Source organism: Pseudarthrobacter chlorophenolicus A6 (genome assembly GCF_000022025.1).
GTDB lineage: Bacteria > Actinomycetota > Actinomycetes > Actinomycetales > Micrococcaceae > Arthrobacter > Arthrobacter chlorophenolicus.
On sequence record NC_011886.1, the window covers coordinates 2,873,919 to 2,897,508 of the forward strand.

The 23,590-nt window shown below is 67.3% G+C and carries 22 protein-coding genes and 1 tRNA gene; 8 read left to right on the plus strand and 15 right to left on the minus strand.

Going from position 1 to position 23,590, the window contains the following annotated elements; genetic code table 11:
* Positions 1-11 precede the first annotated feature (11 nt).
* Genes ACHL_RS12900 through ACHL_RS12915 form a run of 4 tightly spaced genes read right to left on the minus strand, consistent with a single transcriptional unit; the run spans position 12 to position 3,542 of the window.
* Positions 12-974, minus strand: a complete 963-nt coding sequence (locus ACHL_RS12900; RefSeq protein ID WP_015937729.1) for an ABC transporter substrate-binding protein — start codon at positions 972-974, stop codon at positions 12-14.
* On the minus strand, positions 971-1,717 hold the full coding sequence (locus ACHL_RS12905; protein WP_015937730.1) for an ABC transporter permease: 747 nt from the start codon (positions 1,715-1,717) through the stop codon (positions 971-973). Before ACHL_RS12905 ends, ACHL_RS12900 begins: the two co-directional genes overlap by 4 nt.
* Positions 1,714-2,442, minus strand: coding sequence for an ABC transporter permease (locus ACHL_RS12910; RefSeq protein WP_015937731.1), 729 nt, complete (start codon positions 2,440-2,442; stop codon positions 1,714-1,716). The genes ACHL_RS12905 and ACHL_RS12910 overlap by 4 nt, the downstream gene beginning before the upstream one ends.
* On the minus strand, positions 2,442-3,542 hold the full coding sequence (locus ACHL_RS12915) for an ABC transporter ATP-binding protein (RefSeq protein WP_043794056.1): 1,101 nt from the start codon (positions 3,540-3,542) through the stop codon (positions 2,442-2,444). Before ACHL_RS12915 ends, ACHL_RS12910 begins: the two co-directional genes overlap by 1 nt.
* A 218-nt stretch (positions 3,543-3,760) precedes the next feature.
* On the opposite strand from ACHL_RS12915, the gene ACHL_RS12920 reads away from it, so the two are divergent.
* Positions 3,761-4,780 carry a pirin family protein gene (locus ACHL_RS12920; RefSeq protein WP_043794058.1) on the plus strand — a complete coding sequence of 340 codons (1,020 nt, stop codon included), beginning with the start codon at positions 3,761-3,763 and terminating at the stop codon, positions 4,778-4,780.
* A 31-nt stretch (positions 4,781-4,811) separates the two neighbouring features.
* On the opposite strand, the gene ACHL_RS12925 is transcribed toward ACHL_RS12920, so the two are convergent.
* Positions 4,812-5,762, minus strand: coding sequence for an N-acetylglucosamine kinase (locus tag ACHL_RS12925; protein WP_015937734.1), 951 nt, complete (start codon positions 5,760-5,762; stop codon positions 4,812-4,814).
* 70 nt (positions 5,763-5,832) lie between these two features.
* On the minus strand, positions 5,833-6,810 hold the full coding sequence (locus ACHL_RS12930) for a LysR family transcriptional regulator (RefSeq protein ID WP_015937735.1): 978 nt from the start codon (positions 6,808-6,810) through the stop codon (positions 5,833-5,835).
* Between the two features lie 94 nt (positions 6,811-6,904).
* Here ACHL_RS12930 and ACHL_RS12935 point away from each other — a divergent pair, with 94 nt between their 5' ends.
* Both ACHL_RS12935 and ACHL_RS12940 read left to right on the plus strand, forming a co-directional pair.
* Complete coding sequence (locus ACHL_RS12935) at positions 6,905-8,149, plus strand: MFS transporter (protein ID WP_043794059.1); 1,245 nt, start codon at positions 6,905-6,907, stop codon at positions 8,147-8,149.
* Positions 8,150-8,306: 157 nt separating this feature from the next.
* A complete protein-coding gene (locus ACHL_RS12940) occupies positions 8,307-8,804 on the plus strand; it encodes an Lrp/AsnC family transcriptional regulator (RefSeq protein WP_050767168.1) in 498 nt (165 codons plus the stop codon).
* Positions 8,805-8,817: 13 nt separating this feature from the next.
* Here the strand turns inward: ACHL_RS12940 and ACHL_RS12945 are convergent, their stop codons facing one another.
* Complete coding sequence (locus ACHL_RS12945) at positions 8,818-10,056, minus strand: MFS transporter (protein WP_015937738.1); 1,239 nt, start codon at positions 10,054-10,056, stop codon at positions 8,818-8,820.
* Between the two features lie 168 nt (positions 10,057-10,224).
* Between ACHL_RS12945 and ACHL_RS12950 the strand changes: the two genes are divergently transcribed.
* Both ACHL_RS12950 and corA read left to right on the plus strand, forming a co-directional pair.
* The gene (locus ACHL_RS12950) at positions 10,225-10,710 is read left to right on the plus strand and encodes an Lrp/AsnC family transcriptional regulator (RefSeq protein WP_015937739.1); all 486 of its coding nucleotides are present in this window, start codon (positions 10,225-10,227) and stop codon (positions 10,708-10,710) included.
* A 10-nt stretch (positions 10,711-10,720) separates the two neighbouring features.
* A complete protein-coding gene (gene corA, locus ACHL_RS12955) occupies positions 10,721-11,716 on the plus strand; it encodes a magnesium/cobalt transporter CorA (RefSeq protein ID WP_015937740.1) in 996 nt (331 codons plus the stop codon).
* A gap of 39 nt (positions 11,717-11,755) precedes the next feature.
* Here corA and ACHL_RS12960 read toward each other — a convergent pair whose 3' ends face one another.
* From ACHL_RS12960 to galU, 7 genes are all read right to left on the minus strand, one after another.
* Complete coding sequence (locus ACHL_RS12960; RefSeq protein ID WP_015937741.1) at positions 11,756-12,511, minus strand: NUDIX hydrolase; 756 nt, start codon at positions 12,509-12,511, stop codon at positions 11,756-11,758.
* On the minus strand, positions 12,508-13,614 hold the full coding sequence (locus ACHL_RS12965; protein WP_015937742.1) for an AAA family ATPase: 1,107 nt from the start codon (positions 13,612-13,614) through the stop codon (positions 12,508-12,510). Before ACHL_RS12965 ends, ACHL_RS12960 begins: the two co-directional genes overlap by 4 nt.
* A 2-nt stretch (positions 13,615-13,616) precedes the next feature.
* Positions 13,617-14,279, minus strand: coding sequence for a nicotinamide riboside transporter PnuC (pnuC, locus tag ACHL_RS12970; protein ID WP_015937743.1), 663 nt, complete (start codon positions 14,277-14,279; stop codon positions 13,617-13,619).
* 169 nt (positions 14,280-14,448) lie between these two features.
* A tRNA-Ala gene (locus ACHL_RS12975) sits at positions 14,449-14,521 on the minus strand.
* Positions 14,522-14,654: 133 nt separating this feature from the next.
* Positions 14,655-15,596, minus strand: coding sequence for a hypothetical protein (locus tag ACHL_RS12980; protein WP_015937744.1), 942 nt, complete (start codon positions 15,594-15,596; stop codon positions 14,655-14,657).
* A gap of 105 nt (positions 15,597-15,701) precedes the next feature.
* On the minus strand, positions 15,702-16,322 hold the full coding sequence (locus ACHL_RS12985) for a GNAT family N-acetyltransferase (protein WP_015937745.1): 621 nt from the start codon (positions 16,320-16,322) through the stop codon (positions 15,702-15,704).
* A 4-nt stretch (positions 16,323-16,326) separates the two neighbouring features.
* On the minus strand, positions 16,327-17,232 hold the full coding sequence (gene galU, locus ACHL_RS12990) for a UTP--glucose-1-phosphate uridylyltransferase GalU (RefSeq protein WP_015937746.1): 906 nt from the start codon (positions 17,230-17,232) through the stop codon (positions 16,327-16,329).
* A gap of 103 nt (positions 17,233-17,335) precedes the next feature.
* On the opposite strand from galU, the gene ACHL_RS12995 reads away from it, so the two are divergent.
* From ACHL_RS12995 to cpaB, 3 genes are all read left to right on the plus strand, one after another.
* Positions 17,336-17,956 carry a 5-formyltetrahydrofolate cyclo-ligase gene (locus ACHL_RS12995; RefSeq protein WP_015937747.1) on the plus strand — a complete coding sequence of 207 codons (621 nt, stop codon included), beginning with the start codon at positions 17,336-17,338 and terminating at the stop codon, positions 17,954-17,956.
* A gap of 122 nt (positions 17,957-18,078) precedes the next feature.
* On the plus strand, positions 18,079-18,339 hold the full coding sequence (locus ACHL_RS13000) for an FmdB family zinc ribbon protein (RefSeq protein ID WP_015937748.1): 261 nt from the start codon (positions 18,079-18,081) through the stop codon (positions 18,337-18,339).
* 120 nt (positions 18,340-18,459) lie between these two features.
* Positions 18,460-19,188: a Flp pilus assembly protein CpaB gene (gene cpaB, locus ACHL_RS13005; RefSeq protein ID WP_015937749.1), complete on the plus strand. Its 729-nt coding sequence runs from the start codon at positions 18,460-18,462 to the stop codon at positions 19,186-19,188.
* A gap of 51 nt (positions 19,189-19,239) precedes the next feature.
* On the opposite strand, the gene ACHL_RS13010 is transcribed toward cpaB, so the two are convergent.
* The gene (locus tag ACHL_RS13010; RefSeq protein WP_043794061.1) at positions 19,240-23,493 is read right to left on the minus strand and encodes a DUF4011 domain-containing protein; all 4,254 of its coding nucleotides are present in this window, start codon (positions 23,491-23,493) and stop codon (positions 19,240-19,242) included.
* Positions 23,494-23,590 lie beyond the last annotated feature (97 nt).

Here is a 23,590-nt window from a genome sequence, read left to right on the forward strand (position 1 = left end):
AGGGGCGGAAACTACTTGACGATGCCCTTGTCCTTCAGCCAGGCCGCCGCAGCGTCCTTCGCATTCTGCTTCTGGCTGCCGCTGACTGCGCGGTTGAGGTTGATGAGGTCATCGGTGGTCAGGATGCGGGAAACCGAGTTCAGCGCTTCCTTGGCCTTGTCCGTCATGTTCTTTTCGTTGTACAGCGGTACGACCTGCTGGGCGATGAAGTTGTTCTTCGGATCCTCCAGCACCACCAGGTCGTTGTCCGCGATGGACGGCGTAGTGGTGTAGATGTCTGCCACCTGGACTTGGTCCTCGAGGAGCGCCTTCAGGGTCACGGGGCCGCCGCCGTCGCTGAACGGCTCCAGCTTCTTGGGCTCGCAGTTGTAGTTCTTCTTAAGCCCGGGCAGTCCGTAGGCGCGTTCTGCGAACGTTGCCGGCGCACCGACCACAATCTCGCTGCAGACCTTCGCGAGGTCCTCGATGGACTTGAGCTGGTACTTCTCGGCGGTGGCCTTGGTGACCACCATGGCGTCCTTGTCCTCAGCCTTGGACGCCTCGGCTACGGCAAGGCCGTCGGCCAGCTTGTCCGGCAGGGCCTTGTAGATGTCGTCAGCGGAAACCTGCGTGGCTTCCTTGTCCACGTACAGCAGCAGGTTGCCGGTATAGTCCGGAACCACGTCTACGGAACCGTCCTGGACGGCCTTGAAGTAGACCTCGCGCGAACCGATGTTGGGTTTGGTGGTGGCGGTGACGCCGGCTGCGTTCAGGGCCCCGGCATACAGTTCCGCGATGATCTGGCTCTCGGGGAAGTCGGCCGAGCCCACCGTCAGGGACGTTGCACCGCCGGAGGAGCCGGCGTTGCTGGACGGGGCGTTGCTGAGCGGGTCCGATGAGCCGCCGCAGGCAGACAGTGCAACGGCAAGGCCAAGCCCTGCCGCGAGGCCGCCGAAGCTCCTCCGGCCCAGGTTGAGTGGACGGTTTTCTTTCATGACTTACCTCCTTGTAGGACAGTCTCCGCAGGGACGGGGTCTGTACGATCTGCCGCGGCCTGCTGGCTGCGGCGTGGCTTGCGTGAGGCCCCGGTGGCGAGGAAGAGCCTCTGGAACAGGGCGAGGACAAGGTCGACGGCGATGGCGAGCACGGCGATGAGCAGCGAGCCTCCCAGCATCTGGGGGAAGTCGCTGAGGACCAGTCCGTCGAAGAGGTACCGTCCCAGGCCGCCGAGGTTGATGTAGGCCACCACGGAGACGGTGGCCACAACCTGCAGCACGCCCGTGCGGAACCCGCCGAACATGACGGTCAGGGCGTTGGGCAGCTCGGCCCGGAACAGGACCTGCAGTTCCGTCATGCCCATGGCGCGGGCGGCATCCACCACGTTCCGGTCCACGCTGGAGATTCCGGCATAGGTTCCGGCCAGGAGTGGCGGAACGGTGAGGATCACCAGCGCCCAGACCGGCGGCATGAGGCCGATGCCGGCGAGCAGCACGAAGAGTGTCAGGAGGCCCAGCGTGGGCAGGGCGCGCAACGCCCCCGCCACGGCCACCACCGCCACCCGCCCTTTTCCGGTGTGGCCCACGAACAGACCGATGGGCACAGCAATTGCCGTGGCGATCAGCATCACCAGCCCCGTGTACTGCAGGTGCTCGGCCAGCCGCACGGGGATCCCCATGCTTCCGGACCAGTGCAGGGGGTCGGCAAGCCAGGCGAAGGTATCGGTGAAGACGTTGCTCATGCGTTGCCTCCTCCGGCCTGCGGCTGGGCCAGGCGCCGCGCGGCAACCTCCGGTTCGTCAGCATTCGCATCCAAGTCTTGCCGGGACTGTTTTCCGGCCCGCACCCAGGGCGTGAGGATTCTTTCAAGCAGGACAAGGACGGCATCCATCAGCAGCGCAAGGACCAGGATGGCCACGATGCCCACCACGATCTCAGTGACGAAGTCCCTCTGCAGGCCGGAGGTGAAAAGCATGCCGAGGTTACCGATACCCAGGAGCGCTGCCACGCTGACCAGGGAGATGTTGCTGACGGACACCACCCGCAAGCCGGCAAACATGACCGGCAGGGACAGCGGCAGGTCAACCTGCAGGAACCGTGCAAGTGGCCGGTATCCCATGGCGACAGCGGCCTGGGATACTTCCTGGTCCACGGAGTCGAAGGCGTCCAGCGCGGCCCGAACGAGCAGTGCCACAGCGTAGATGGTCAGCGCAACTATCACGTTCAGTGGGTCCAGGACCCGTGTGCCCAGGATGGTGGGCAGGATGATGAACAGAGCCAGCGACGGAATGGTGTAGAGCAGCGAGCTCGACGTCAGAACCACTGACCGCAGTGCCCCGTTCCTGCGCGCGAGCTGCGCCAGCGGGATGGACAGCACCAGCCCCAGCACCATGGGAACAAGGGCGAGGACCAGGTGTTGCCCGGCCCGTTCGAAAACCATGCCGCTGTTGGAGAGGAACCATTCCATCAGAGCGCTGCCTGCCTGAGCTGGCGGGCTTCTTCGATCAGGGCCAGCACTTCACCGCCGCGGACGGCGCCCAGCACCTTGCCGGCGGCGTCCACGGCCACACCAAGGCCCGACGGCGAGGACAGGGCCGAGTCGAGGGCACGGCGCAGGCTTTCTCCGGGCCGGAACAGCGAACCGCCGGGGATGAGGCCGGTATCGTCTCCGGGCACCGCCCAGCCGAGGGGGTGCATGTCCGCATCCACCACCAGCTGCCAGCCGCCGGCGGCCCCGGGATCTGACTCGTTGCCGGCCGCTCCCCGGATGATCGTGGCCACCGGATGGATGGTGACGCCGTCGGAAGGGGTGAACCCGAGGTGGCGGAACCCGCGGTCCCTGCCCACGAAGGAAGCGACGAAGTCGTTGGCCGGTGCCCGGAGGATCTCCTCGGGAGTGGCGTACTGCGCCAGTTTCCCGCCGACAGCGAAGACGGCAACCATGTCGCCCAGCACGGTGGCCTCGTCGATGTCGTGGGTAACGAAGACGATGGTCTTGGCCAGGTCCTTCTGGAGGCGCAGGAGTTCCTGCTGCAGCTCTTCCCGGACCACAGGGTCCACGGCACTGAACGGCTCGTCCATGAGCAGGACCGGCGGGTCGGCCGCGAGGGCACGGGCCACCCCCACCCGCTGCTGCTGGCCGCCGGACAGCTGGGCGGGGTACCTCTTCCCCAGGGACCGGGCAAGGCCCACGACGTCGAGGAGCTCTTCAGCGCGTTTGCGGGCGTCGGCTTTCGAGACGCCGTTCAGCCTCGGAACGGTGGCAATGTTGTCCAGCACCGAACGGTGCGGCAGCAGGCCGGCGGACTGCATGACGTAGCCCATGGAACGCCTCAGTTCGGCGGCAGGCGCCGAAGTGACGTCCTTGCCGTCCACAGTGATCACTCCGGAGGTGGGCTCCACCATCCGGTTGATCATGCGCAGCGACGTGGTCTTACCGCAGCCGGACGGCCCCACGAAAACTGTGATGGAGCCTTTACGGATGGACATGGTCAAGCCGTCCACGGCAGGCTGTCCGCCCTGGTACTCCTTGGTCACGTTCTGGAATTCGATCATCGATGTGTCCATGGTGCGGACTTACCTGTTCTGCTCGGATGCCACTGAAAGCGACGTGACATGGTCATCAGCACGCTGATAGTTACGGTAACCCAAGCCGGCCCGGCGCACAGCAGTTTGCGGCACGGATCCGGACAAAGGAATCCCTACTGTGACCATTCGCAGCCGCGTGCGGTCCGGATGGGACACCGCTGCCGCACAGCAACACGCCCCGGCCCTAAAGTGGGAGGGTGACCAACTTGGAAGTATCGCCGCAGCAGGAAGTCTGTCCCCCGGCCGCCGCAGAGGGTCCCTCCGGCCCGTGCCTGCAGCTGTGGCCTGAGCGGGAAGTGCCGCTCGGCGGGGTGCGCGCCATGAACGTCCGGCGGACCCTCCCCCAGCGCGGCCTGCCGACCATCGGCGCCTGGTGTTTCCTGGACAGCTTCGGTCCGGACCGGACGGCGATGTCGGTCCTGCCGCACCCGCATATCGGGCTGCAGACGGTAACTTGGCCCCTCGCCGGGACCATCCGGCACCGCGACAGCGTGGGAAGCGACGTGGTGGTCCGGCCCGGTGAGCTGAACATCATGACGGCGGGCCACGGCGTCTCCCACTCGGAGTTCGCGGTTCTGCCGCAGGACGGCGTCCTGCCTGTGCAACGCGGCCTCCAGCTATGGGTGGCGCTTCCTGACGCCGACCGGCACTGCGCGCCGGCGTTTGAACAGCACCGGGAGTTGCCCCGGGCCACCGGCGCCGGTTTCACCGCCACCGTCATGGTGGGAACGTTCGACGGCGTGGCGTCGCCTGCCAGGATGTTCTCGCCCATTGTTGGGGCTGACGTCTGGTGCGACGGCGATGCCGTCCTGCCGCTGGATGCGGAGTTCGAACACGGCATCCTGGTGCTCGACGGCGGGCTGCGGCTGGATGGGCAGGAGCTTCCGCCGGGGCCGCTGGGCTACTTGGGTACGGGCCGGAAGGATCTTCGGCTGCAGGCCGATCCCGGCACCCGGTTTCTGCTGATCGGCGGGGAGCCATTCCGGGAGGAACTGCTGATGTGGTGGAACTTTGTGGGCCGCACCCATGATGAGGTGGAACAGGCCCGCGGGGACTGGGAAGCGCAGGCAGGCCTGGCCGGTGCCCACGCGGCGGCCGCACGCTACGGGCTGGTTCCGGGCCACGGTCCGGACGCCGGCGCCGAAGCCGGACGGATACCGGCGCCGCCGCTTCCAGGCGTCCGGCTCACGCCCCGCAAGCGGACCGTCCGGGACTGACGGCGCCGGGCCCGGATGGCGGCCCTGTCCGTCAGGCGGGCTCGGCCACGAGTTGGAGCACCCCGAATACAGGTTCCTGGTCCAGCACCCTGACGTCAGCCGCGCCGCCGTCGGCCAGGTGGCGCCGGAAGGCCTCCTGCAGGGGCACCACGTTCATGCCCAGACCGCTGCCCAGGATGACCGGACCCTTGATTCCCAGCTGGTGCAGGACCTGGAGGGCCAGGCCCGCGAGGTCCTTTCCGGCCTGGTCGAGCATGTCCCGGCTTTCCTGGTGCCCCCGGGCCGCTGCCTCCACCACATGCCTCGCCTGCTGGGCCCAGAACCTGCGGCCGGTGTCCGGTGAGTGGAAGAGCGCAATGAGACGGTTGGGGTGGTCCACTCCGCAAGACTCCAGCAGCGCCGAGGTGAGCGGATCCACAGCCAGTCCCTGATCCATCCGGCGGAGGCTGTGGCGGACCGCTTCCCGGCCCAGCCAGTACCCGCTGCCTTCGTCACCGAGCAGGTAACCCCACCCTCCGGCCCGTGCCTCGGCTCCATCGAAGTTCCTGCCCCACGCCGCCGAACCGGTGCCCGCGATGACAGCCACGCCGGTGCGGGCGCGTCCGGCCGCCAGCAGCAGGCGGGAATCGTGCACCACCGTGACCACGGCGCCGGGAACGTGCGGCCGGATCAGGGCGGCCAGGGCTTCGGCGTCCTCGGCTGTGTCGATGCCGCCGGAGCCGGCGTAGACGCGGGACACCGGACCATCACCGATCCGGGCGAAAAGCTCGGCAATGTTGCGTGCGGCCTCGTCGCGGCTGACGTTCTGGACGTTGGAGCTTCCCACGGACTCGTCAGCAGCCGGAATCCCGTCTTCGAACCGGATTCCGCGGGTCTTGGTGCCACCAATGTCGAGCCCGATGATGATGCCGGCCAGCGGGCCGGCGCCGGATGCACCGGAGTTGTGGACGGGAACGGCAGGAGGTTGTTCGCTGTTTTGCACGTCACAAGACTACTGTCCGGAGCGGACGGCAAGGCTGCTGCGCCATGCCCGGATGTCACTGCCGCTGCTGTCAATGTTCCGTGCGGTGCCTGACCAGGCCGGCCAGCAGCCGGGGGCCTTCGGTGACCACCATCTCCCGGAACAGGCGCACGGACGCAGGTTCGGTTCCTGCCTTGGCCCGGCGCCAGGACAGGCCCACCTCGCGAACGGCGAGCGCCGAGCTTAGCGGCACCTCCACCCACCCGAGGTTCCCGGTCTCCGGGCTCACGGTGCGGCCGGGCGCGTCACCGCCCGGCGGCAGGATGCTGACGCCGAGCCCGGCGGAAACGAGCCCGCGGACCGTGTGGGAGTCCTGGCTTTCGAAGGCTATCCGGGGACGGTATCCGGCCTCCCTGAACAGCGCGTCAGTCAGGGAACGCAGCCCGTATCCTGCGCCGAGGGCCACGAATGGTTCCGTCCTGATGTCGGCAAGGTCCGCCGTCGGACTGCCCGCGAGGCGGTGGGTATGGTGCACCACGAGGCGCAGCGGCTCCCGGTAGAGCGGTGCCGATTCCAAGTGGCGGCCGGGAGGTGCGGCCGGGGCGGTGAGGGCGAGGTCGGATTCACCGGACGCCAGCTCTTCGAGGCAGGCGTTCCGGGCACCCTGGCTCAGCGTGAAGGCTGCTCCCGGATGCCTGCTGCGGAACGCACTGATGAGCAGGGGCAGGGTCCCCTCGCCGAAGGTGTGCTGGAACGACACCGCGATCCTGCCCCGGGCCACATCCGACTCATTGCGCACTACGTCCAATCCCGCACGGAACTCCTCCAGGGCGTTCTCGATGTACGGCAGGAGGGTGCGCGCGGCGGGGGTCAGGCGGACTCCCCTTCCGTCGCGGACCAGGAGTTCGGTTCCGACGACGGCGCTCGCCCGGGCGATGGCCCGGCTCACCGTTGACTGGGGTACTCCCAGGACTTCCGCGGTTCCGGTGATGTGCTCCGTACGGCCCAGCTCCGCCAGCACAGGGAGGAGCGGAAGCAGCTGAACGAGTTGTTTCCGGTCCGGTTCCATCAGCCTGCCCCTTTCAAAATCATCCACAACAGCTATGAGTCTGGCATGAATAATGCATTGGAAGCATCTATTGTTCCGGGACTACGCTTGCCCCATGCCACCAAACACCAGCACTGCAGGCACCCACGCCCCGCCGCCGCGCTGGACCGGGCATGCGAAGGGGTCCGCCACTTACGCGAGGATCCTCGCCGGCCTGTCCTTCGCCGGTGTTGCCACGTTCGCCCAGCTTTACTCCACGCAGGCAGTGCTGCCCCTGCTTGCCTCCGATCTGCAGATCAGCGCAGCCGAGGCCGCGCTGACCATCTCGCTGGCCACGGTGGGACTTGCCGTCACTGTCATCCCCTGGTCCTTCCTCGCCGACAGGATCGGCAGGGTCCGTGCCATGACGTGGGGCATCTGCGTGGCCACCATCCTGGGCCTCCTGGTGCCCCTGGCCGGCAGTTTCCAGCTCCTGCTGGTACTGCGCCTGCTCGAAGGAATGGCGCTGGGCGGAATCCCTGCCATTGCCATCGCGTACCTGAACGAGGAAGTGACCAAGGCGCACGCCGCCGTTGCTGCCGGAAGCTACGTGGCAGGCACCACCCTTGGCGGCCTGGCCGGGAGGCTGGTGGCAGGACCGGCCGGGGAACTGTGGGGCTGGCGCGCGGCCGCGCTGGCGGTGTCGGTCCTGGCCACGCTGGCCGCGGTTGCCTTCCTGCTGCTGGTGCCCAAAGCGCGGGGTTTCGTGGCATCCGGGGGCACCGGCCTGCGCGGGGCCTTCAGGACGCTTGCCGGGCATGTGCGCCATGGCCGCCTGCTGGCCCTCTACCTCCAGGCCTTCCTCATGATGGGCGGCTTCGTGGCTGTCTACAACTACCTGGGGTTCCGGCTGTCCGGCGAGCCGTTCACCCTGCCCGCAACCCTGATCAGCCTGATCTTCCTTGCCTACCTGTCCGGAACCGTCACTTCCCGCTGGGCTGCCGGGCTGACCATGCGCTTCGGCCGCCGGTCCGTCCTTTTGGCTGGCCTGGCCCTGGCCGTGGGCGGGCTTGCCCTGACACTGATGCAGTCCCTGGCCCTGATCCTCGCCGGCCTGGTGGTCTTCACCGGCGGCTTCTTCGCGGCCCACAGCATCGGCGCCGGCTGGACAGGCGCCATCGCCACGTCAGGCCGGGCCCAGGCAGCGTCCCTGTACAACCTGGCCTACTACCTGGGCTCCAGCGTGCTCGGCTGGGCAGGCGGCCTGCTGTTCCAGTCCCTGGGCTGGAACGCCCTGGCAGCAGCCGTCATGGTGCTGGCCTGCCTCACGGCGGCGATTGTCGCCGTCGTCCATCCCCGGCGGGAGCCCGGGACGGCCTGAGCGCACCTCCACGCCTATCCGGACAACGAATTAAGTCCTTCGCAGGAACTGATGGAAGCGGCAATAATTCGGCCCGCCGGGCGCCGCAGGGCCCGGGCGGGCGGTTCCGGCGGTCTAGGATGAATGCACGACCCGTTGGAAGGAACCCGCAGTGAGCATGAATCCCCGGCACCCCAGGCCCGGAGCACACCTGGAGCCGTTGGATGCCATCGACGAGCGCCTCCTTGCCGCGCTGGTGGCCGACGCGCGGATCTCGAACAAGCAGCTCGCCGAAATGGTGGGCATCGCGCCGTCCACTGCCCTGATGCGCACAAGGGCACTGTCCGAACGCGGAATCGTCCAGGGCTACGAAGCCAAGCTGAGCCTTTCGGCCATTGGCAGGTCCGTACAGGCGCTGGTGGCTGTCCGGCTGCGTGCCCACGACCGCGACCAGATCGACCGTTTTACCGCCCGGGTCCCGCACCTGCCAGCAGTGCTGTCCACCTTCCACACCTCAGGTTCCGTGGATTACCTGCTGCATATAGCAGTCGGCAGCACGGAGGACCTCCGGGACTGGGTGCTCGACAACCTCGCCACGGACCCCGTAGTGGGCCATACCGAAACCACCCTGGTTTTTGAGCACATCCAGGGCAACCACGGGCCGCTGCCCGACTGACGGGGTACTGCCCTCAGGCGTCCCTGCCGCGCAACGCCCGCGCCAGCGTCAGGCCAGCCAGGGCCACTGCAGCGGCGCCGCACACCACAACGAATCCGAGCACGGCCGCAGGCTGTCCCACCATGCCAGACGCCCATCCGAGGCCCAGAACCGGGACGGCGCTGCCCAGGTACGTGATGACGTAAACCGTGCTGATCACCTGGGCATGGCGGACGGGCTCCACCTTGCCCGCAACATCATTGAAGACCGTGCGGAAGGCCAGCCCCTGCCCCATCCCTGCGGCCACGCAGGCGGCCACCAGCAGCAGCGGGCTGTGCATGGCTCCGGCCGTCCCCAGCAGGACAACGGAGGCGCCCAGGACGGCAAGGCCCGCCGGAACGACAAACCGGCCCCGCACGGTGAGCAACTGGCTGAAGGCCGAGGCCGCCAGCGGCAATCCGGCGAGGACACCGATCAGGGGCCGGGAGTCAGTCCCCAGGACCCCAGCGAAGTACCCCGGCGCCAGGGATAGGGAAAACCCAAACACAGCGAAACTCAGGAACCCCACGCCGGAAGCCAGCCAGAAAGCTCCCCGCGCGTTCCGGGACACCGCCGGACGGCGGGGGGCAAGAACCTGGAGCGGACGGGACACGGCCGGAATAGCAATTGCCGGGCGTGCGCGGATGAGGAAGAGCGGAACCAGCAAGCCGGCGAGGACCACGGAATGCACGCCGTAGGGTGCCGTCGTGGCGCCGGGCAGCAGGGACAGCAAGCCGCCGATGGCCGGCCCCGCAGCGACTCCCCCGGAGGAAGCCAGCAGCGTGAAGCGAGACGCCCACTCCGGCCGGGAGGGCAGAAGCTCGCGCAGGGCGGCGGCGCTGGCGCCCGTTGCCAGCGCGACGGCGATCCCCTGCAGGGCGCGGCCCGCGCACAGTCCCGCCAGGGTATGGGCTTCGGCAAAGACAAGGTTTCCGGCGAGGCCGCCCAGCACAGCCAGGAGCAGCGCGGCCCTGCGGCCGATGTGGTCCGACCAGTGCCCGGCCAGCATCAGGGTGGCCACGAGGGCGAGGACGTAGCTGGCGAACGCTGCCGTGACGTCCAGCGCCGAAAGGCCAAGCGATGCCTGCAGCAGCGGATACAGCGGCGTGGCAAGGTTGGCCCCCACCAGCAGGGCGAAGATCACCGCGCCGGAGATCACCAGCCGGGCAGTGGTGGAGGCGTTCCAGCCGGACGCCGTGGCGGGGCGCATCCGCAGTTCGCTGAAGACCGTCATGGTACCGCCTCCGGGGTTGGCCGCACGGGTGGCCCTTGTGGGGTGCCGCGCGGGGAATTACAGGTGTGGCTCCAGAGTGCGGCACTGCTGCCCCTTTGATCCGAAACAAGTGCAAGAATTGAGCACAATCATCAAAGATGCTGCGAGCGAGTGACGGAGAATGAGCATTTGAACAATCTGGATGCCACCGATCTGAAGATCCTGCTGGCCCTCATCCGGGACCCCCGGATCCAGGTAGGAGAACTCAGCGATGCCGTGGGGGTTGCCCGGAACACTGCGCAGACGCGGGTTCGGCGCCTGATCAGGACCGGTGTCCTCCGGTCCGGCGGGCGGGAAGTGGATCTGGAGGCCGTGGGCTACGACGTGGTGGCCTTCGTGACCATCGAAGTGTCACACCGGGAATTGGACGGCGTTGTGGGGGCCCTGCGGCTGATTCCGCAGGTGCTGGAGGTCCACGAGATTTCCGGGCGCGGCGACGTCTGGTGCCGGGTGGTGGCCACGGACACCCACAACCTCCAGTCTTCGCTGCGCCAGGTGCTGAGGATCAAGGGAGTCATCCGCACCGAAACGGTACTGGCCCTGCACACGCACATCCCGTACCGCACGGAACCCCTCATCAGCGGCCTGAGTAATTCGGCATCCGCCGGCCGCTAGGATTTCCTGAATGACCATCATCGACAACGCCGTGTACGTGGACGGCGCCCGCCATGCGGAACCGGAAAGCCTTGAGCAGACGTTCGAAACCCTGGCCCGGCACGGCGGCATGGCATGGATCGGCCTGTACAGGCCCACCGCGGAGGAGATGGCTGCCGTAGCTGCCGAGTTCGGCCTCCATGAACTGGCTGTCGAGGACGCCATCTCGGCGCACCAGCGCCCCAAGATGGAACGCTATGACGACAACCTTTTCACCGTCCTGCGGCCCGCGCGCTACCTTGACGCGAGCGAGACGGTGGAGTTCGGCGAACTCCACATTTTCACCGGGAGGAACTTCGTGGTGACGGTCCGCCACGCGGAAATGGCCGGCGTGGCCCGGGTGCGGCAGCGGCTCGAGGCCCGCCCTGAACTCCTGCGGCATGGGCCCGAGGCGGTGCTTTATGCCTTGTTGGACAGGGTGGTGGACGACTATGCCCCGGTGGTGGCCGGCCTGGAGAACGACATCGATGAGATCGAGGACCAGCTGTTCAGCGGCGACAGCAGCGTTTCGCGCCGGATCTACGAACTGGCCCGTGAGGTCATCCAGTTCCAACGGGCCATCCACCCGCTGCCGGACATGATGCACCAGCTCAAGCGGGGGTTTGCGAAGTACGGGGTGGAAACCGAACTCCAGCACAGCCTGCGGGACGTGGAGGACCACGCCGAGCGGGTCATTTCCCGGGCCGATTCGTTCCGGGACCTGTTGCAGAACGCCCTGACCCTGGACGGGACCCTCACCGCCAACCGGCAGAACGAAGCAAGCGCCGAACAGAACGAACAGGTGAAGAAGATATCGTCCTGGGCCGCGATCCTGTTTGCGCCGTCCTTCGTGGCAGGGGTCTACGGCATGAACTTTGACCACATGCCCGAACTCCATTGGGGTTTCGGCTACCCCATGGCGCTTGTCCTGATGGTGGCCGCCGCGGGACTCATGTACGGAATCTTCAAGCGCAAGGGCTGGCTGTAGCAGGGCGGTACCTCAACAGCCTCCCGCAGTACGTGGGCGTCACTCCTGCCCGGGCCGGGACAGCGGCGGGTAAATGTACCGGTCGCTTGCCGTAAACAGCGCAGCGGGCGCTCCCCCGGTTGAAGCACGGACCTTCCTTCCGGTGTCCTCCAGCTGGGGTGTCATCTTGCGGGTGAAGTTTCCTGCCGCCAGCGGAGCATTCCACACTGCCTCGTAAACGGTGCGCAGTTGGGTGAGCGTGAACTCTCCGGGGAGGAGCCGTGCGGCGACTGTGGTGTATTCCATCTTGCCGGCCAGCCGCTGCAAGCCCTCCGCAAGGATCTGCAAATGGTCGAAGGCCAGCGATTCGCCGGTGCTGCCGGCGAGCATTTCGTGGACCGGGTACCAATCGGCGCCGGCGGCGTCGGTCCCGGCCGAGACGGCGGGAAGGCTTGTGCCGTCCGTCGCCAGCAGGACCAGGTGGGCAACGGAAACAACCCGCATCCGGGGGTCGCGCCCGGGGGCGCTGTACGTCGCCAGCTGTTCGAGGTGGACCGGCAGCGTTCCCAGGTCCAGCCCGGTTTCCTCGGACAGCTCGCGGCCGGCGGCTGCCTCCGCTGATTCCCGGGGCCCCACGAATCCCCCCGGCAGGGCCAGCCGGCCCTTGAAGGGGTGCGCGCCGCGGCGGACCAGGGCCACGCGGAGGACGCCGCCGGTGACCGCGAAGACCACAAGGTCTGCGGTCAGGGCGACGGACGGGTAGTCACCGGGCCGGTAGGACTCAAGATAGTCCCGCTCGGCGTTGGCTTCATTCATGCCGGCGCACCTTCCAGGACGGTGCGGGTGGCCCAGGGCGGGGAGGCGAAGCCGTTCCGCTGGGCCAGGACCAGGTCAATGACGTCGGTGGCGGTTTTCATGCGCCGTTCGTGGCTGCCGGTGACCAGGATCCAGGAGTGTCCCTCCGCGGCCAGTGTCTCCTTGAACCACTCGGTCATCTCGGCGCGGCGGTGCTCGCCCTCCCGCCAACCGTCGTCCTCGAACGGCACACCTTCATCGTCGGTGACCAGATAGAGATCCCGGCGCGGCAGGGTATCCATTGCGTGATAGGAGCCGTAGCTGCGCTCCCCCAGGTAATACCGTTCCCACAGGGTGGTGGCCAAGGCGTCGGTGTCGGCGATGACCAGCGGGCAGGTATCGGCCGCCGCGTTTTCCAGCTGGTTTTGCCGCGCACCGATGACGCTGAAGTCCCGCGCGGTCCACACCATGTCGGCAAGTTCGGCATCCGGCTTCACGGCCCGCAGGGCGTCGAACTTCTCATAGGTGTAGTCGCGGCCGTATTCGGGCACGTCGGCGATCAGCGGGAACCGTCCCCGGTAGTGATCCATCAGGGCCCGGGTGAGGGTGGTGGTGCCGGTGGATTCGGCGCCCACAACGATGATCCTGGTTGCCAGTTCCTGCCGTGCCGGGGCCAGTACATAAGGCCACGCCGCTGCGGGATCGTCACGGCAGATAGTGCCGCTGATCGGATAGGTGGTGCGGGACTGGTCGACGAGCACGTGTTCGGCGCCGAAGTAGCCCGCAAGCCGGGCGCCGTACGCCTCGGAGCTGAAGACGGCGTCGACGGCGGTGATGCCGCGGGACTTCAGGGCCAGGCGCATGAGCTCGTTCTGGGCCTTCCAGATGGCGTCCGAGTGGTAGTCCTCCGGGCAGTCGTTCGGCATCGCGATGACCTGGATGTTGGTGCCTTCAAATTCGGCGGCCAGCCAGCTGGCGCGGTCGGCGACGGTGATGGACTCAAAGCGTGTGCCCAGGACAAGGACCGCCACCTTTTCGGACTGCGAGGCGGCTGTGGCAATGAGGTGGGCGTGGCCGGCGTGGGGAGGGTAGAACTTGCCGATGACCATGGACTGGGTGAACATTGTCAGGCTCCTGCCGGGACGGTGATCAGGGGTTTCTTCCCGGCGGCGCGGCTGCGCCTCCAGCCGTTCAGCCCGTACACGCAGAGGGCAAGGAATCCGATGTAGAGGATGGCTGTCAGTGCCAGCCCCCGGCTGAAGTACAGGGGAATGGAGACCAGGTCGATGAGGATCCAGAGGTACCAGTGCTGGAAGATCTTCTTCGCCTGCCAGTAGGTGGCAACCAGGGAGGCTGTCAGGACGAAGGCGTCCGGCCATGGCACCTGGGAGTCTGTGCCGTGCGTCAGGATCATGGCCACCGCAGCAGTGCCGGCCATCGTGGAACCGGCGCCGAGGAGAACTTCCTTGCCGGTGGCGTCCCGAATGGGCAGGTCATTGCTGGCCTCGGTGGCGGAACTGCCGCGCACCCAGTTGAACCAGCCATAGACGGCCACGGCAGCGAAGATGACCTGTAGGACCGTTTCCCCATAGAGGCCGGCACCCAGGAACAGGATGATGAACGCAACGTTGTTCACGATCCCCACCGGCCAGTTCCACAGCTTCTGCTTGGCCACGCCGTAGACGCAGGCCGCGCCGGTGGCGAAGCCGATGACCTCAATCCAGCTTACAGGTGAGCCGAGGAGGTCCGGCACTGCTGCGGAGTTCATCCAGTCGAGTAGGCCCGTCATCGCCGCTTCCTTTCGTAATTATCAATCAGATAATTACAAGGTAGCGGTTAATTATCAAACTGACAACTAGATCATCGGAAGACCGTTTGGCAGGTCCCGCTGGCCCCGATGTTGCCCGGAAACGCCAAAGGCCATCCTGGAAGGATGGCCTTTGGCGTTTCAATAACTGTGGAGCTAAGGAGATTCGAACTCCTGACCTCTTCGATGCGAACGAAGCGCTCTACCAACTGAGCTATAGCCCCGGATCGGTGCGACCTTTTGGCGGGGTCTGAACCGGTGCCCCTAGGCTACACATTTTTCCTGCCCCAATGCCAACCGGCGTTCCCGGCACCATGGATGCCTGTGCGGGGTCCGGCGCTGGGGCCTGGCTGGAGACTAGGCCCTGCGGCGCTGCAGGACGTCGTCGAGGTTGCTGAGCGCGCTCTGCGCCTTGGTGAGCTGCTGGGCGTCAACAGGTGCCGCACCGGCCGCTCCCGCCGCGTTTCCGGCCGCGCCCTGCTTCAGCGACGGCTTACCGAGGGCCTTGGGTGCTTCGGGAAGCTCAAGCGGTTTGGGCTCCGGCCGCTCGGCTTTGGCCGCCTCCACGTACACAGGCTTGGGGACCTCAACAGGCTCCCAGGGCGTACTGGAGGGAGCGTCCGACGCCGGTGCTGCCGCGCTGGTATCGCCCGCGGCCACGGCTACGGCGATGGCTGCTTCACGCAGTTCGACGGCGGTCAGCGGCTTGGGCTGGGGCGTGTGGGCCTCGGCGTCGAAAAGCGGGCTTTCCGGCCGGGCAGGCACAGGTGCCGCTTCCGGCTTGGGCGGAATCCGGTCAAGGGGTGCAGCCCTGCGGGCCGGCGCGCTCATGGCCGAGCGGAACGCTGCGTTGACCTTCGCCTTGCGGCTCCGGACGGCGAGGGTGCGCAAAAGGACGACTGACGCTGCCGTGAGCGCCACGCAGGACAGCGGCAGGACGGCCGAACCCAGTCCGAACGGCAGCAGGACGCCGGAAACGAATGCCGTGATGAGCGAAAGGAACCCCATAAGCGCGATGGAGGTGCGTCCGTAGTGGATGCGCAGCCGCCCGTTGGCTGCGCCAGTGGGCCTGGCAGCGCCCGCGGGCTTGGCCACTGGTGCGGCGCTCTTCCTGGTATCCATCGTTTTCTCCTGCTTGGCGGCGACGTTCAGGACCATGCCTTGCGGCCGTTCCGGTTTCTCCTCTGCGGGGGTGTCCACCATGAAATCGCCGGCGGGCCGGAATTGGTGCCTGCGGTTCCGGAGAACGTAGGGGGCAACCCACACAATCCAGAGCACGACGGCAACCACAAGGATCACAGAGCTGCTAAGGGGGAAGTCCACACTCAAAACCGTATGAGTATCACCACTGCCACAGTGGCATTGGCTGCGGTGTGTCGCAGGGCGGTTGCCAAATGAGTGGAATTAAGACGTCCGGGTGGCCAGCCAACGCGGCAACAGCCCGTCCGGGACTTCCTCGGAGGTGAGCGCGAAGGACCGGTGGTCAGCCCATTCACCATTGATGTGCAGGTAGCGGGGCCGGTACCCCTCGTCGCGGAATCCCAGCTTTTCCACCACCCGCAGGCTGGGCCCGTTTTCGGGGCGGATGTTGATTTCCATCCGGTGCAGCCCCAGGGTCTGGAAGCAGTGGTCTGTCACCAGGGCCACCGCCGTCGGAGCGATCCCGTGGCCCGCCCTGGCCTGGTCCACCCAGTAGCCCAGCGTGGCCATCATTGCCGAGCCCCAAAGGATGGATGACACCGTCAACTGGCCCACGATGTGCGGGCTCCGGCTGCCGGCAACCCGCTCGGTGATGAGGAAGGGCAACGCCGTGGACTGGGCCGCCTGGGAATTCAGCGAACGTACCATCTGGCGGTAGTCCGGCAACCCTCCGCGCGGATCCGGGTTGGACGCTTCCCACGGCGCAAGCCACTGGCTGTTGCGTGACCGCACTTCGGTCCATTCTTTCCGGTCGCGGTAGCGGATGGGCCGCAGGACCAGGTCACCGCATTCCAGCGTGGCCGGCCAGATGGGACCGTAGCGCACGATGCTACTTGGCGAGTTGGGCGGCGAAGCCCGGCAACCACTCCCGCAGGCCGGGGCCCAGGTCATCACTGTCGACGGCCAGCTGCACGCAGGCCTTCAGGTAGCTCAGTTTGTCACCGGTGTCGTAGCGGCGTCCGCGGAACACCACACCGTAGACGCCGTAGCCTTCACCCTCGCCGGTGGCAAGTTCCTGCAGGGCATCGGTCAGCTGGATCTCGCCGCCACGGCCGGGGCCGGTTTCCTCCAGCACGTCGAAGACAGCGGGGTGCAGCACGTAGCGGCCGATGACTGCGAGGTTGGACGGTGCCTCGTCCGCCGCGGGCTTCTCAACGAGCCTGTTGATCCGCACGTAGCCTTCGCCGTCGATCTCTTCGATGTCCGCGCAGCCGTAGGCGCTGATCTGGGACGGATCCACCTCGATGAGCGCAACCACCGAACCGCCGGTCTTGGCCTGCACGTCGATCATGGTTCCCAGGAGCTCGTCCCGGGCATCAATCAGGTCATCACCGAGGAGCACGGCAAAGGGCTCGTTGCCCACATGCTGGCGGGCGCGCAGCACGGCGTGGCCGAGGCCGTTGGGATCGCCCTGGCGGACGTAGTGGATGTCGCCGAGGTTGCTGGCGGCCTGGATGGACTCCAGCTTCTTGGTATCACCCTTGTCCGAGAGGGTGGACTCAAGCGACGGAACACGGTCAAAGTGATCCTCGAGCGCCCGCTTGTTGCGTCCCGTGATCATCAGGACATCGTTGAGTCCGACTCCAACGGCTTCCTCCACGACGTACTGGATGGCAGGCTTGTCCACCACCGGAAGCATTTCCTTGGGCATAGCCTTGGTGGCGGGAAGGAACCGGGTGCCCAGCCCCGCAGCGGGGATGACGGCTTTGCGAACTCTCGGGTTACTGGTAGTCACCGGACTAATCTAGCGTCAGCGGCAAGCATTAAGTAATCAGCCGTCCGGTCCCGGCGCGGACCTGCACATGAACCCGCCGCCCGCGGCGATGGAGGGAAAACCCATGACTGAACATCAGACCGGTGCCAAGGACGGCATCCGGACTGCCCACCGTGCCCGCCGAGCGGAACTTTCGCCGGCAGCCCTGGAGAAGGCCGGCAGCGCCCTGGCGGAACATGGCACCGCCTGGGCCGGCGCCCTGGCGGACGGCACCACCGCGACCTTCTGCGTCTACCTGGGCGTCGGCGTCGAACCCCCCACCCTGCCGCTGATCCAGGCCCTCCACGCCCGGGGACACCGGGTCCTGCTGCCAGTGTGCGAACCCGGGAGGGAGCTGAGCTGGGTGTTTTGGTCTCCCGGCATTCCGTTTGCGCGCAGCCGTTACGCGCCCGTCATGGAACCTGACGGGCCGCGGCACGGGCCGGATGTGGCCGGCGGCGCGTCAGGGCTGTTCATTCCGGCCACTGCCGTTGACCTCTCCGGTAACCGGATCGGGCAGGGCGGAGGTTACTACGACAAGTTCCTGGGCCATCTGGACACTGCCGGGAAGCATATTCCGCTCGCCGCTGTTATCTACGACGAAGAACTCCTGCCTGCCGGGCGGATCCCCGCCGAGGAGTTCGACCGTCCCGTTCCGGCCGTCCTGACTCCGGGCGGATTTCGGGTCCTGGCAGGCACTCCCTGAACCCGGGCGGCCGGTGGACAGGGATGATAGAATTAGCACTCAGGCCCTGCGACTGCTAACGGACCATCTGAGGAACGGGTGGCAGCGCGGGACCTCTCGTTTGCCCCAGAGGAGGAGCACCAGTGCCAACATATGCTTACGCCTGCAAGGATTGCGGCCATGCTTTTGACATCGTCCAGTCGTTCTCGGACAGTTCGCTGACGTCCTGCCCGGAGTGCGAAGGTACGCTGCGCAAGAAGTTCAACAGCGTGGGCGTCGTCTTCAAGGGATCGGGCTTCTACCGCACCGACTCCCGCGACTCCAAGGGCAGCACCGTCTCCGCAGCACCTGCGGCCCCGGCAGCGCCTGCTCCGGCGCCCGCACCGGCGGCTGCCGCGAGCTGACACCGCTCCGCACCACACCCGGACTGCCCCCGCGGCCCCGGACCTGAGGACAGCACCACGTTGTCCACATAGGACCGGGGCCGCTGTCGTCTGCCATGCCCGCCCACCTAGCGTGAAGGCATGCCTGCACATCCCCTCCGTGCCCACCGCAGACCGTCCGGCTTCCAAACCAAGCGGGGCGTTGCCGCTTCCCGGCGCGGCAGCCCGCTGACCCGGGTTGCCGGGGTGCTCAACCGCAACCGTCGCCTCGCAGTTGCCCTGCTCCTCTGCGCTGCAGCGTCCATGACTGTCCATCAGCTCACGCCCGCGCCGGCCGATACCGTCACAGCCCTGTCCGCGGCGAGGGACCTGCCCGCCGGAACGGCTGTCACGGCCTCGGACCTTGTTCCGGTGCGGGTACCGCCCGGCCTGCTGTCCGAGGGCGTGCTGAGTGGCCAGGCCGAGGCCGCCGGCAAGCAGTTGGCAACTCCGCTGCGAAAAGGGCAGCTGGTCACCGATGTCCAGCTGCTCGGCCCGGGGCTGCTCACCGGCACTCCCCCGGGGTCGGCTGCCGTTCCTTTGCGGATGGCCGATGCCTCGTCCATCCAACTGGTGTCGCCCGGGCAGCTGGTAAACGTCGTCCTGACATCCGGCAACGGGTTCGACCAGCAGGGGCCCTCGGAAGTCCTGGCCGCGGGGGTCCCTGTCCTCTGGACCGCCACCAAAGGTGGCCAGGGCGGACAGTGGCTGGGCACCGCGGAGACCGACGGGTTGATCGTCGTGGCAGCCACAGCTGAGCAGTCAGCGCGCCTGGCAGGGGCGTCCACGCAGGGCAAACTGTTCTTCGTCCTGGTGGGACCGCCGTCGTGACCGGCCTGGCAGGTCCCGCAGAGCCGGTCACGCCTGCGGGTCAAGGGGGCCTCAGCCCCAGTGCGGCGGCTTCTGCTCCTTCAACCACGCGTCATGGTCGTCGTCGCGGTCGCCCCAGGCCCTCGGGTCGTCTTCCGCGGCGGTCTTGGGCAGTACGCCCTCCACCCGGCCGTGCGCTGCCAGCGAGCGGGCCGCGTCCGTGTCCGCGGCATCGCCGGAAGTTGCGGCGCTTTCGGTATCGGCCTCGTCCACGGTGCTCCCTGCGTCCTCGGGATCAACTGCATCCTGTGGCGTCCCGGCATCTTTCGCGGTCACGGTGCCCGCCTCCTCATTCTCTGGTGCTGCAGCGGTGCCGTCTGCGCCGGTTGATTCTGGATCGTCCTGGGACTCATGGCGTTCTTCGCCACGCGGCGTGTCACGCCGGAACCCTGACCCGATGGTGGCCGGATACGGGACAGCAGCAGGCTGCGCGGCGTCGATTCCATTCAGCGCCTGGTGGACGTCGTCGTCAAGGAAACCGGCGGACTCAGCCGCGCGGCCTGGAAGAGCCACCCGTTCCAGCCCCAGGTACCCTGCAATCCGGTCTGCGCAGGCCGAAGGATCGGTAAACACCTCGATGGTCCACAGCGGCATGTACCGCCACCCCAGCCGCTCCAGCATCTGCGGGCGCAGCCGGCTGCGCTCACGCACGCTCATGGTGCGGTACTGCTCGGTGCCGTCGGACTCGATCGCCACCGGCCAGGGAAGGTCTGCGTCATCCTGGCCCATGGTGCCCAGCGGGTCCGCGGCGGCCACTACGTCGATGACGCCGTCGTACTGGTGCCACACCCGGGCGCCGCGTGCACGGAGCCTGTCGCCGAGGTCGGCAACAAGCGGGTCCGCGCCGAGCGCCTGCTCGCTGGCAGCTGCCCGGGACGCCGGAGTGCCGAGGTCCGTGTTCCCCGAAATCTCCCGGTCAAGGAGCGCGTACAGGTCCTGGGCACCGTGGGACAGCCTGGTGTGGTCCAGGTCCTCCGGGCGGAAGCACGTCAGAACGTGGATGGAACGGCGGGCACGGGTCATGGCCAGCGCAAACTTTTCCCTGCCACCCTCGGCGGACAGCGGGCCGAAGTTGTGAAGCGCACGCCCGTGGGGTGTGCGCCCGTAGCCGGGCGAGAAGATGACATGGTCCCGCACCAGCCCCTGTGCCCGTTCAAGGTCAACAACCCGGAAGGACTCCGGCCCCGCTCCGAAGAAGCTGGCCAGCCCGGGGTAGTTGGGCAACTGGAGCCGGATGGACTCGCCGATCCTCGCGGCATGCCGCAGGCTTGCCGTGACAACCGCCAGGGACGTCCTCGGCCGCAGCCGCGCGTGCTCGAACACCAGCTCCACCACGCGGTTGACTTCGGCCACCACGGATTCCACGCCCTCGTGGTCGGCGCTGGGCAGGCCTGTGCCGTCCGGCAAGTACTCCACGAGCAACGACCGGTCCAGCCCGGTGGCCGACTGTCCCTCGGGGAGGCGGCGGAGTCCGCCGTCGTAGAAGTTCCTGCTCAGCTGCAGCACCAGGTCCTCGTCCACACCGCGGTAGACGTTGGTGAGCTGCCATACCGGCAGCACGGCGGAAAGTGCTTTGAAGGCGCTCTCTACCCGCTGGTGCGCGGACTCGCCGGGCGCGAGCCGCTCCACCCCCACCGTGAAGCTGCGGGGACTGGCGATCCGGGCATCGCCGAAGGCAATAACCTGCCGGGCCCTGGCGATGGAAGGCAGGACAGCCTGCAGGCTTGTGGCTTCGGCATCGAGGATCACCACGGCGTCGAAGTGCTGTTCTGCGGGCAGCAGCCCGCTCATGAGGTAGGGGCTCACCGACCAGACGGGAACCAGCGTGCCGATCAGGTCCGGTGCCTGGGCGGTCAGCGCAGGCAGTGACACCCGGCCGTCCTTGAGCAGGCTGCGCAGGAGGCCGGCCTGCCGGGGCTGGTCCCCGATGGCTGCCCGCCAACGCTCGGCCAGGTCCCAGCGCAGCCGTGCTGCCCCGCTGGCGATGTGGGCGTTGTCCGCGAGCCGGTACTCGGCTTCAAGCTGGCGCAGGGCATCGCCGTCGGACATTGCGAGGTAGTCGTCGCCGCTGATCATGGCCTCAAGGGCCGACTGCCACCAGGCCAGTTCAAGTTCTGCAGCAACCGACCCGGCAGGAACTTCGCGTTCGGCGAGGTCGGCCAGGAGTTCGCCCAGGCCGTGCTCGCGCATGCTCTCCACGAGGAGCGTGCGCTCGGGGAGCGTCTTGAGCGTGTCGGTGTCCGCGACCAGGCGTTCCAGCCGCTCCAGGAGGTCTTCGTAGCGGACAGCGGACAGCGCCCCGCCCCCGGCCGTGTGCTTCAGGCATTCGCCAAGGGCCGCAAGCTCCTGGTCCAGCTCGCGGTACAGGGCGTTCATCTCCGCCAGTCCCGATGGGACGGCAGGGTGCCGCTGGGTGGTGGCGTACCCTGCCCAGCGGGCACGCTGTTCCTGGACCAGGAGCAGGGACGTATGCAGGTCTGCGATGTGGACGCCCGGCCGGACGTACTCCTTGGCCACCCGGCGGAGCCGCGACCGCTGCATGGAGGTCATCTCGATCCCGCGTTCCCGCCGCCACGCAGAAGGTGCGGTCGCGGAAATGAGGTCGGTGACCGGCCGGTCGAAGATATCCGGCGTGAACTTGTCCAGGCTTCCGCGCACGGCGACCAGCAGCTCCAGCTGCTCGCCCCATTCGGCGAAGGATTCACCAAGACGGATTTCCGCGTGCTCGGCCACGGCATTCATCCGCTCCCGGAGCACGGGAAGGCTCTTTGCAATGGCCCGGACCAGGTCCTGGGCTTCTTCCGTTTCCTTGCGTGTCAGCAGCCGGGCGCCATGCCACGGGCTGGTGGTGGACGCCTTGCTGAAGCTGCCCAGCTCTGCTGCGCGCTGGAGCCGGCCGGCGAGCTCCTCGCGGTCGCGGATGCTGTCCAGGACGCTCCGCTTCAGCCGCACAGTGGTGGCAGGCGCGGGATGGATGGAGGTCAGCTCGGCCAGTGACTGCATGGCCTGGTACGGCGAGCAGCCCCACCGGTCTCGGACATTGTGCAGGGACGCCACGTGGTCCATCAGCGCATGGCGGTGTTCGGTCAGCGTGCTGTGCAGGTTCCCCAGCTGTGGCTTGAGGGACTTTTCGTTCCGCACAATAGCGCGGACCAGTTGGGACTTCAGCTGCTGGGCGGTAACGTTCCCAGACAGCTGGAACAGGATGGAGTCCAGGCCCAGCGCTTCGAGCTGGCCGGACACCTCGTTAAGGCTGGCCCGCCGGTCCCCCACCACCAGGACGGTCCGGCCGGCGTCCACCAGGGCGCCGATGGTGTTGATGGCTGTCTGTGTCTGCCCGGTACCGGGCGGGCTGCTGACCACCAGCGAGTCGCCGGCGCGGGCGGCGTCCACCACGTACTGCTGGTCCGTGTCCGCGTCCAGGAGAAGCAGCTCGTCCTGGGGATGCCGGCTGTCCAGCGGCGGGAAGCGCGCGGGGTCCGGGGTTTCGACATCCACCACTTCGCCGCCGCCGGCCGTGGCCAGGGCGGAGACGATCGGGTTGGAGTCATTGATCCACGGATCGTCAAGGTTGCCGGAAAGGTCCGCAAACGTGGACACCAGCAGGTTGTGCTGCGCCTCGGCGCCGTGGATGGGCCGGATGAGGGTGCCCAGCCGGTCCAGGACGGGCTGGGGATCGAAACGCGCCGTGCTGTACGCGAGGCGGGTGACGGCGTTGACGTCGAAGACAATGCCGTGGACGGACTTCAGGTGGCGGACCAACGCGGGGTTGATGTGTGCCTGCTCTGTCAGCTGGAGTTCGTAATCGTCTTCCCCGGGCCGGACGGTGAGGGAAATCGCAGTGAGCATGACGGGCGCGGAAACCCGTTGCGGTTTGCCTCCGACGGCGGATGTCCACACCACGGTGCCCGCGGAGAGGTACCCGGCGTCGATCCCGCGGTCGTTGGACAGTTCGAAGATCTTGGACCGGATGTTGCGGGATGCCCGGGCAGCCACCACATACTGCTGCTGGTCGCGGATCAGCGTGGACAGGCGGGTGCGGCGTCCGGCCATGAGCTGGGCCAGGCCTGAGGGGTGGGCAGAGGTGAGGTCTATGGAGCCTTCGGGCGTCTTGGTAAAGCGCAGCATTGTGTCTGCCCCGGTGACGGGTTTGAGCCCGGACAGCCATTTGCGAAGCTCTTCCGAGCCTTCCGGGTGGCCTTGACCAACTGACACTTCTGCCTTCTTTTCTGCGTTTGCACGTGACGCCCTGGACCATACCGGCATAGGTTCGACAGTAGCCGCTTCCGTGCCCGGACTGAGAGACCGCAACACTGGAGCAGCGAAATTAGGGGTTTTTCACAGCAAGACAGAAGTGGCCGGC

Bases quoted from the DNA above. Each gene is read 5' to 3' on its own strand.
- ACHL_RS12900 (WP_015937729.1), bottom strand. From the start codon at position 974: ATGAAAGAAAACCGTCCACTCAACCTGGGCCGGAGGAGCTTCGGCGGC.
- ACHL_RS12905 (WP_015937730.1), bottom strand. From the start codon at position 1,717: ATGAGCAACGTCTTCACCGATACCTTCGCCTGGCTTGCCGACCCCCTG.
- ACHL_RS12910 (WP_015937731.1), bottom strand. From the start codon at position 2,442: ATGGAATGGTTCCTCTCCAACAGCGGCATGGTTTTCGAACGGGCCGGG.
- ACHL_RS12915 (WP_043794056.1), bottom strand. From the start codon at position 3,542: ATGGACACATCGATGATCGAATTCCAGAACGTGACCAAGGAGTACCAG.
- ACHL_RS12930 (WP_015937735.1), bottom strand. From the start codon at position 6,810: ATGGAACCGGACCGGAAACAACTCGTTCAGCTGCTTCCGCTCCTCCCT.
- ACHL_RS12935 (WP_043794059.1), top strand. From the start codon at position 6,905: ATGCCACCAAACACCAGCACTGCAGGCACCCACGCCCCGCCGCCGCGC.
- ACHL_RS12940 (WP_050767168.1), top strand. From the start codon at position 8,307: ATGAATCCCCGGCACCCCAGGCCCGGAGCACACCTGGAGCCGTTGGAT.
- ACHL_RS12945 (WP_015937738.1), bottom strand. From the start codon at position 10,056: ATGACGGTCTTCAGCGAACTGCGGATGCGCCCCGCCACGGCGTCCGGC.
- corA (WP_015937740.1), top strand. From the start codon at position 10,721: ATGACCATCATCGACAACGCCGTGTACGTGGACGGCGCCCGCCATGCG.
- ACHL_RS12960 (WP_015937741.1), bottom strand. From the start codon at position 12,511: ATGAATGAAGCCAACGCCGAGCGGGACTATCTTGAGTCCTACCGGCCC.
- ACHL_RS12965 (WP_015937742.1), bottom strand. From the start codon at position 13,614: ATGTTCACCCAGTCCATGGTCATCGGCAAGTTCTACCCTCCCCACGCC.
- pnuC (WP_015937743.1), bottom strand. From the start codon at position 14,279: ATGACGGGCCTACTCGACTGGATGAACTCCGCAGCAGTGCCGGACCTC.
- ACHL_RS12995 (WP_015937747.1), top strand. From the start codon at position 17,336: ATGACTGAACATCAGACCGGTGCCAAGGACGGCATCCGGACTGCCCAC.
- cpaB (WP_015937749.1), top strand. From the start codon at position 18,460: ATGCCTGCACATCCCCTCCGTGCCCACCGCAGACCGTCCGGCTTCCAA.
- ACHL_RS13010 (WP_043794061.1), bottom strand. From the start codon at position 23,493: ATGCCGGTATGGTCCAGGGCGTCACGTGCAAACGCAGAAAAGAAGGCA.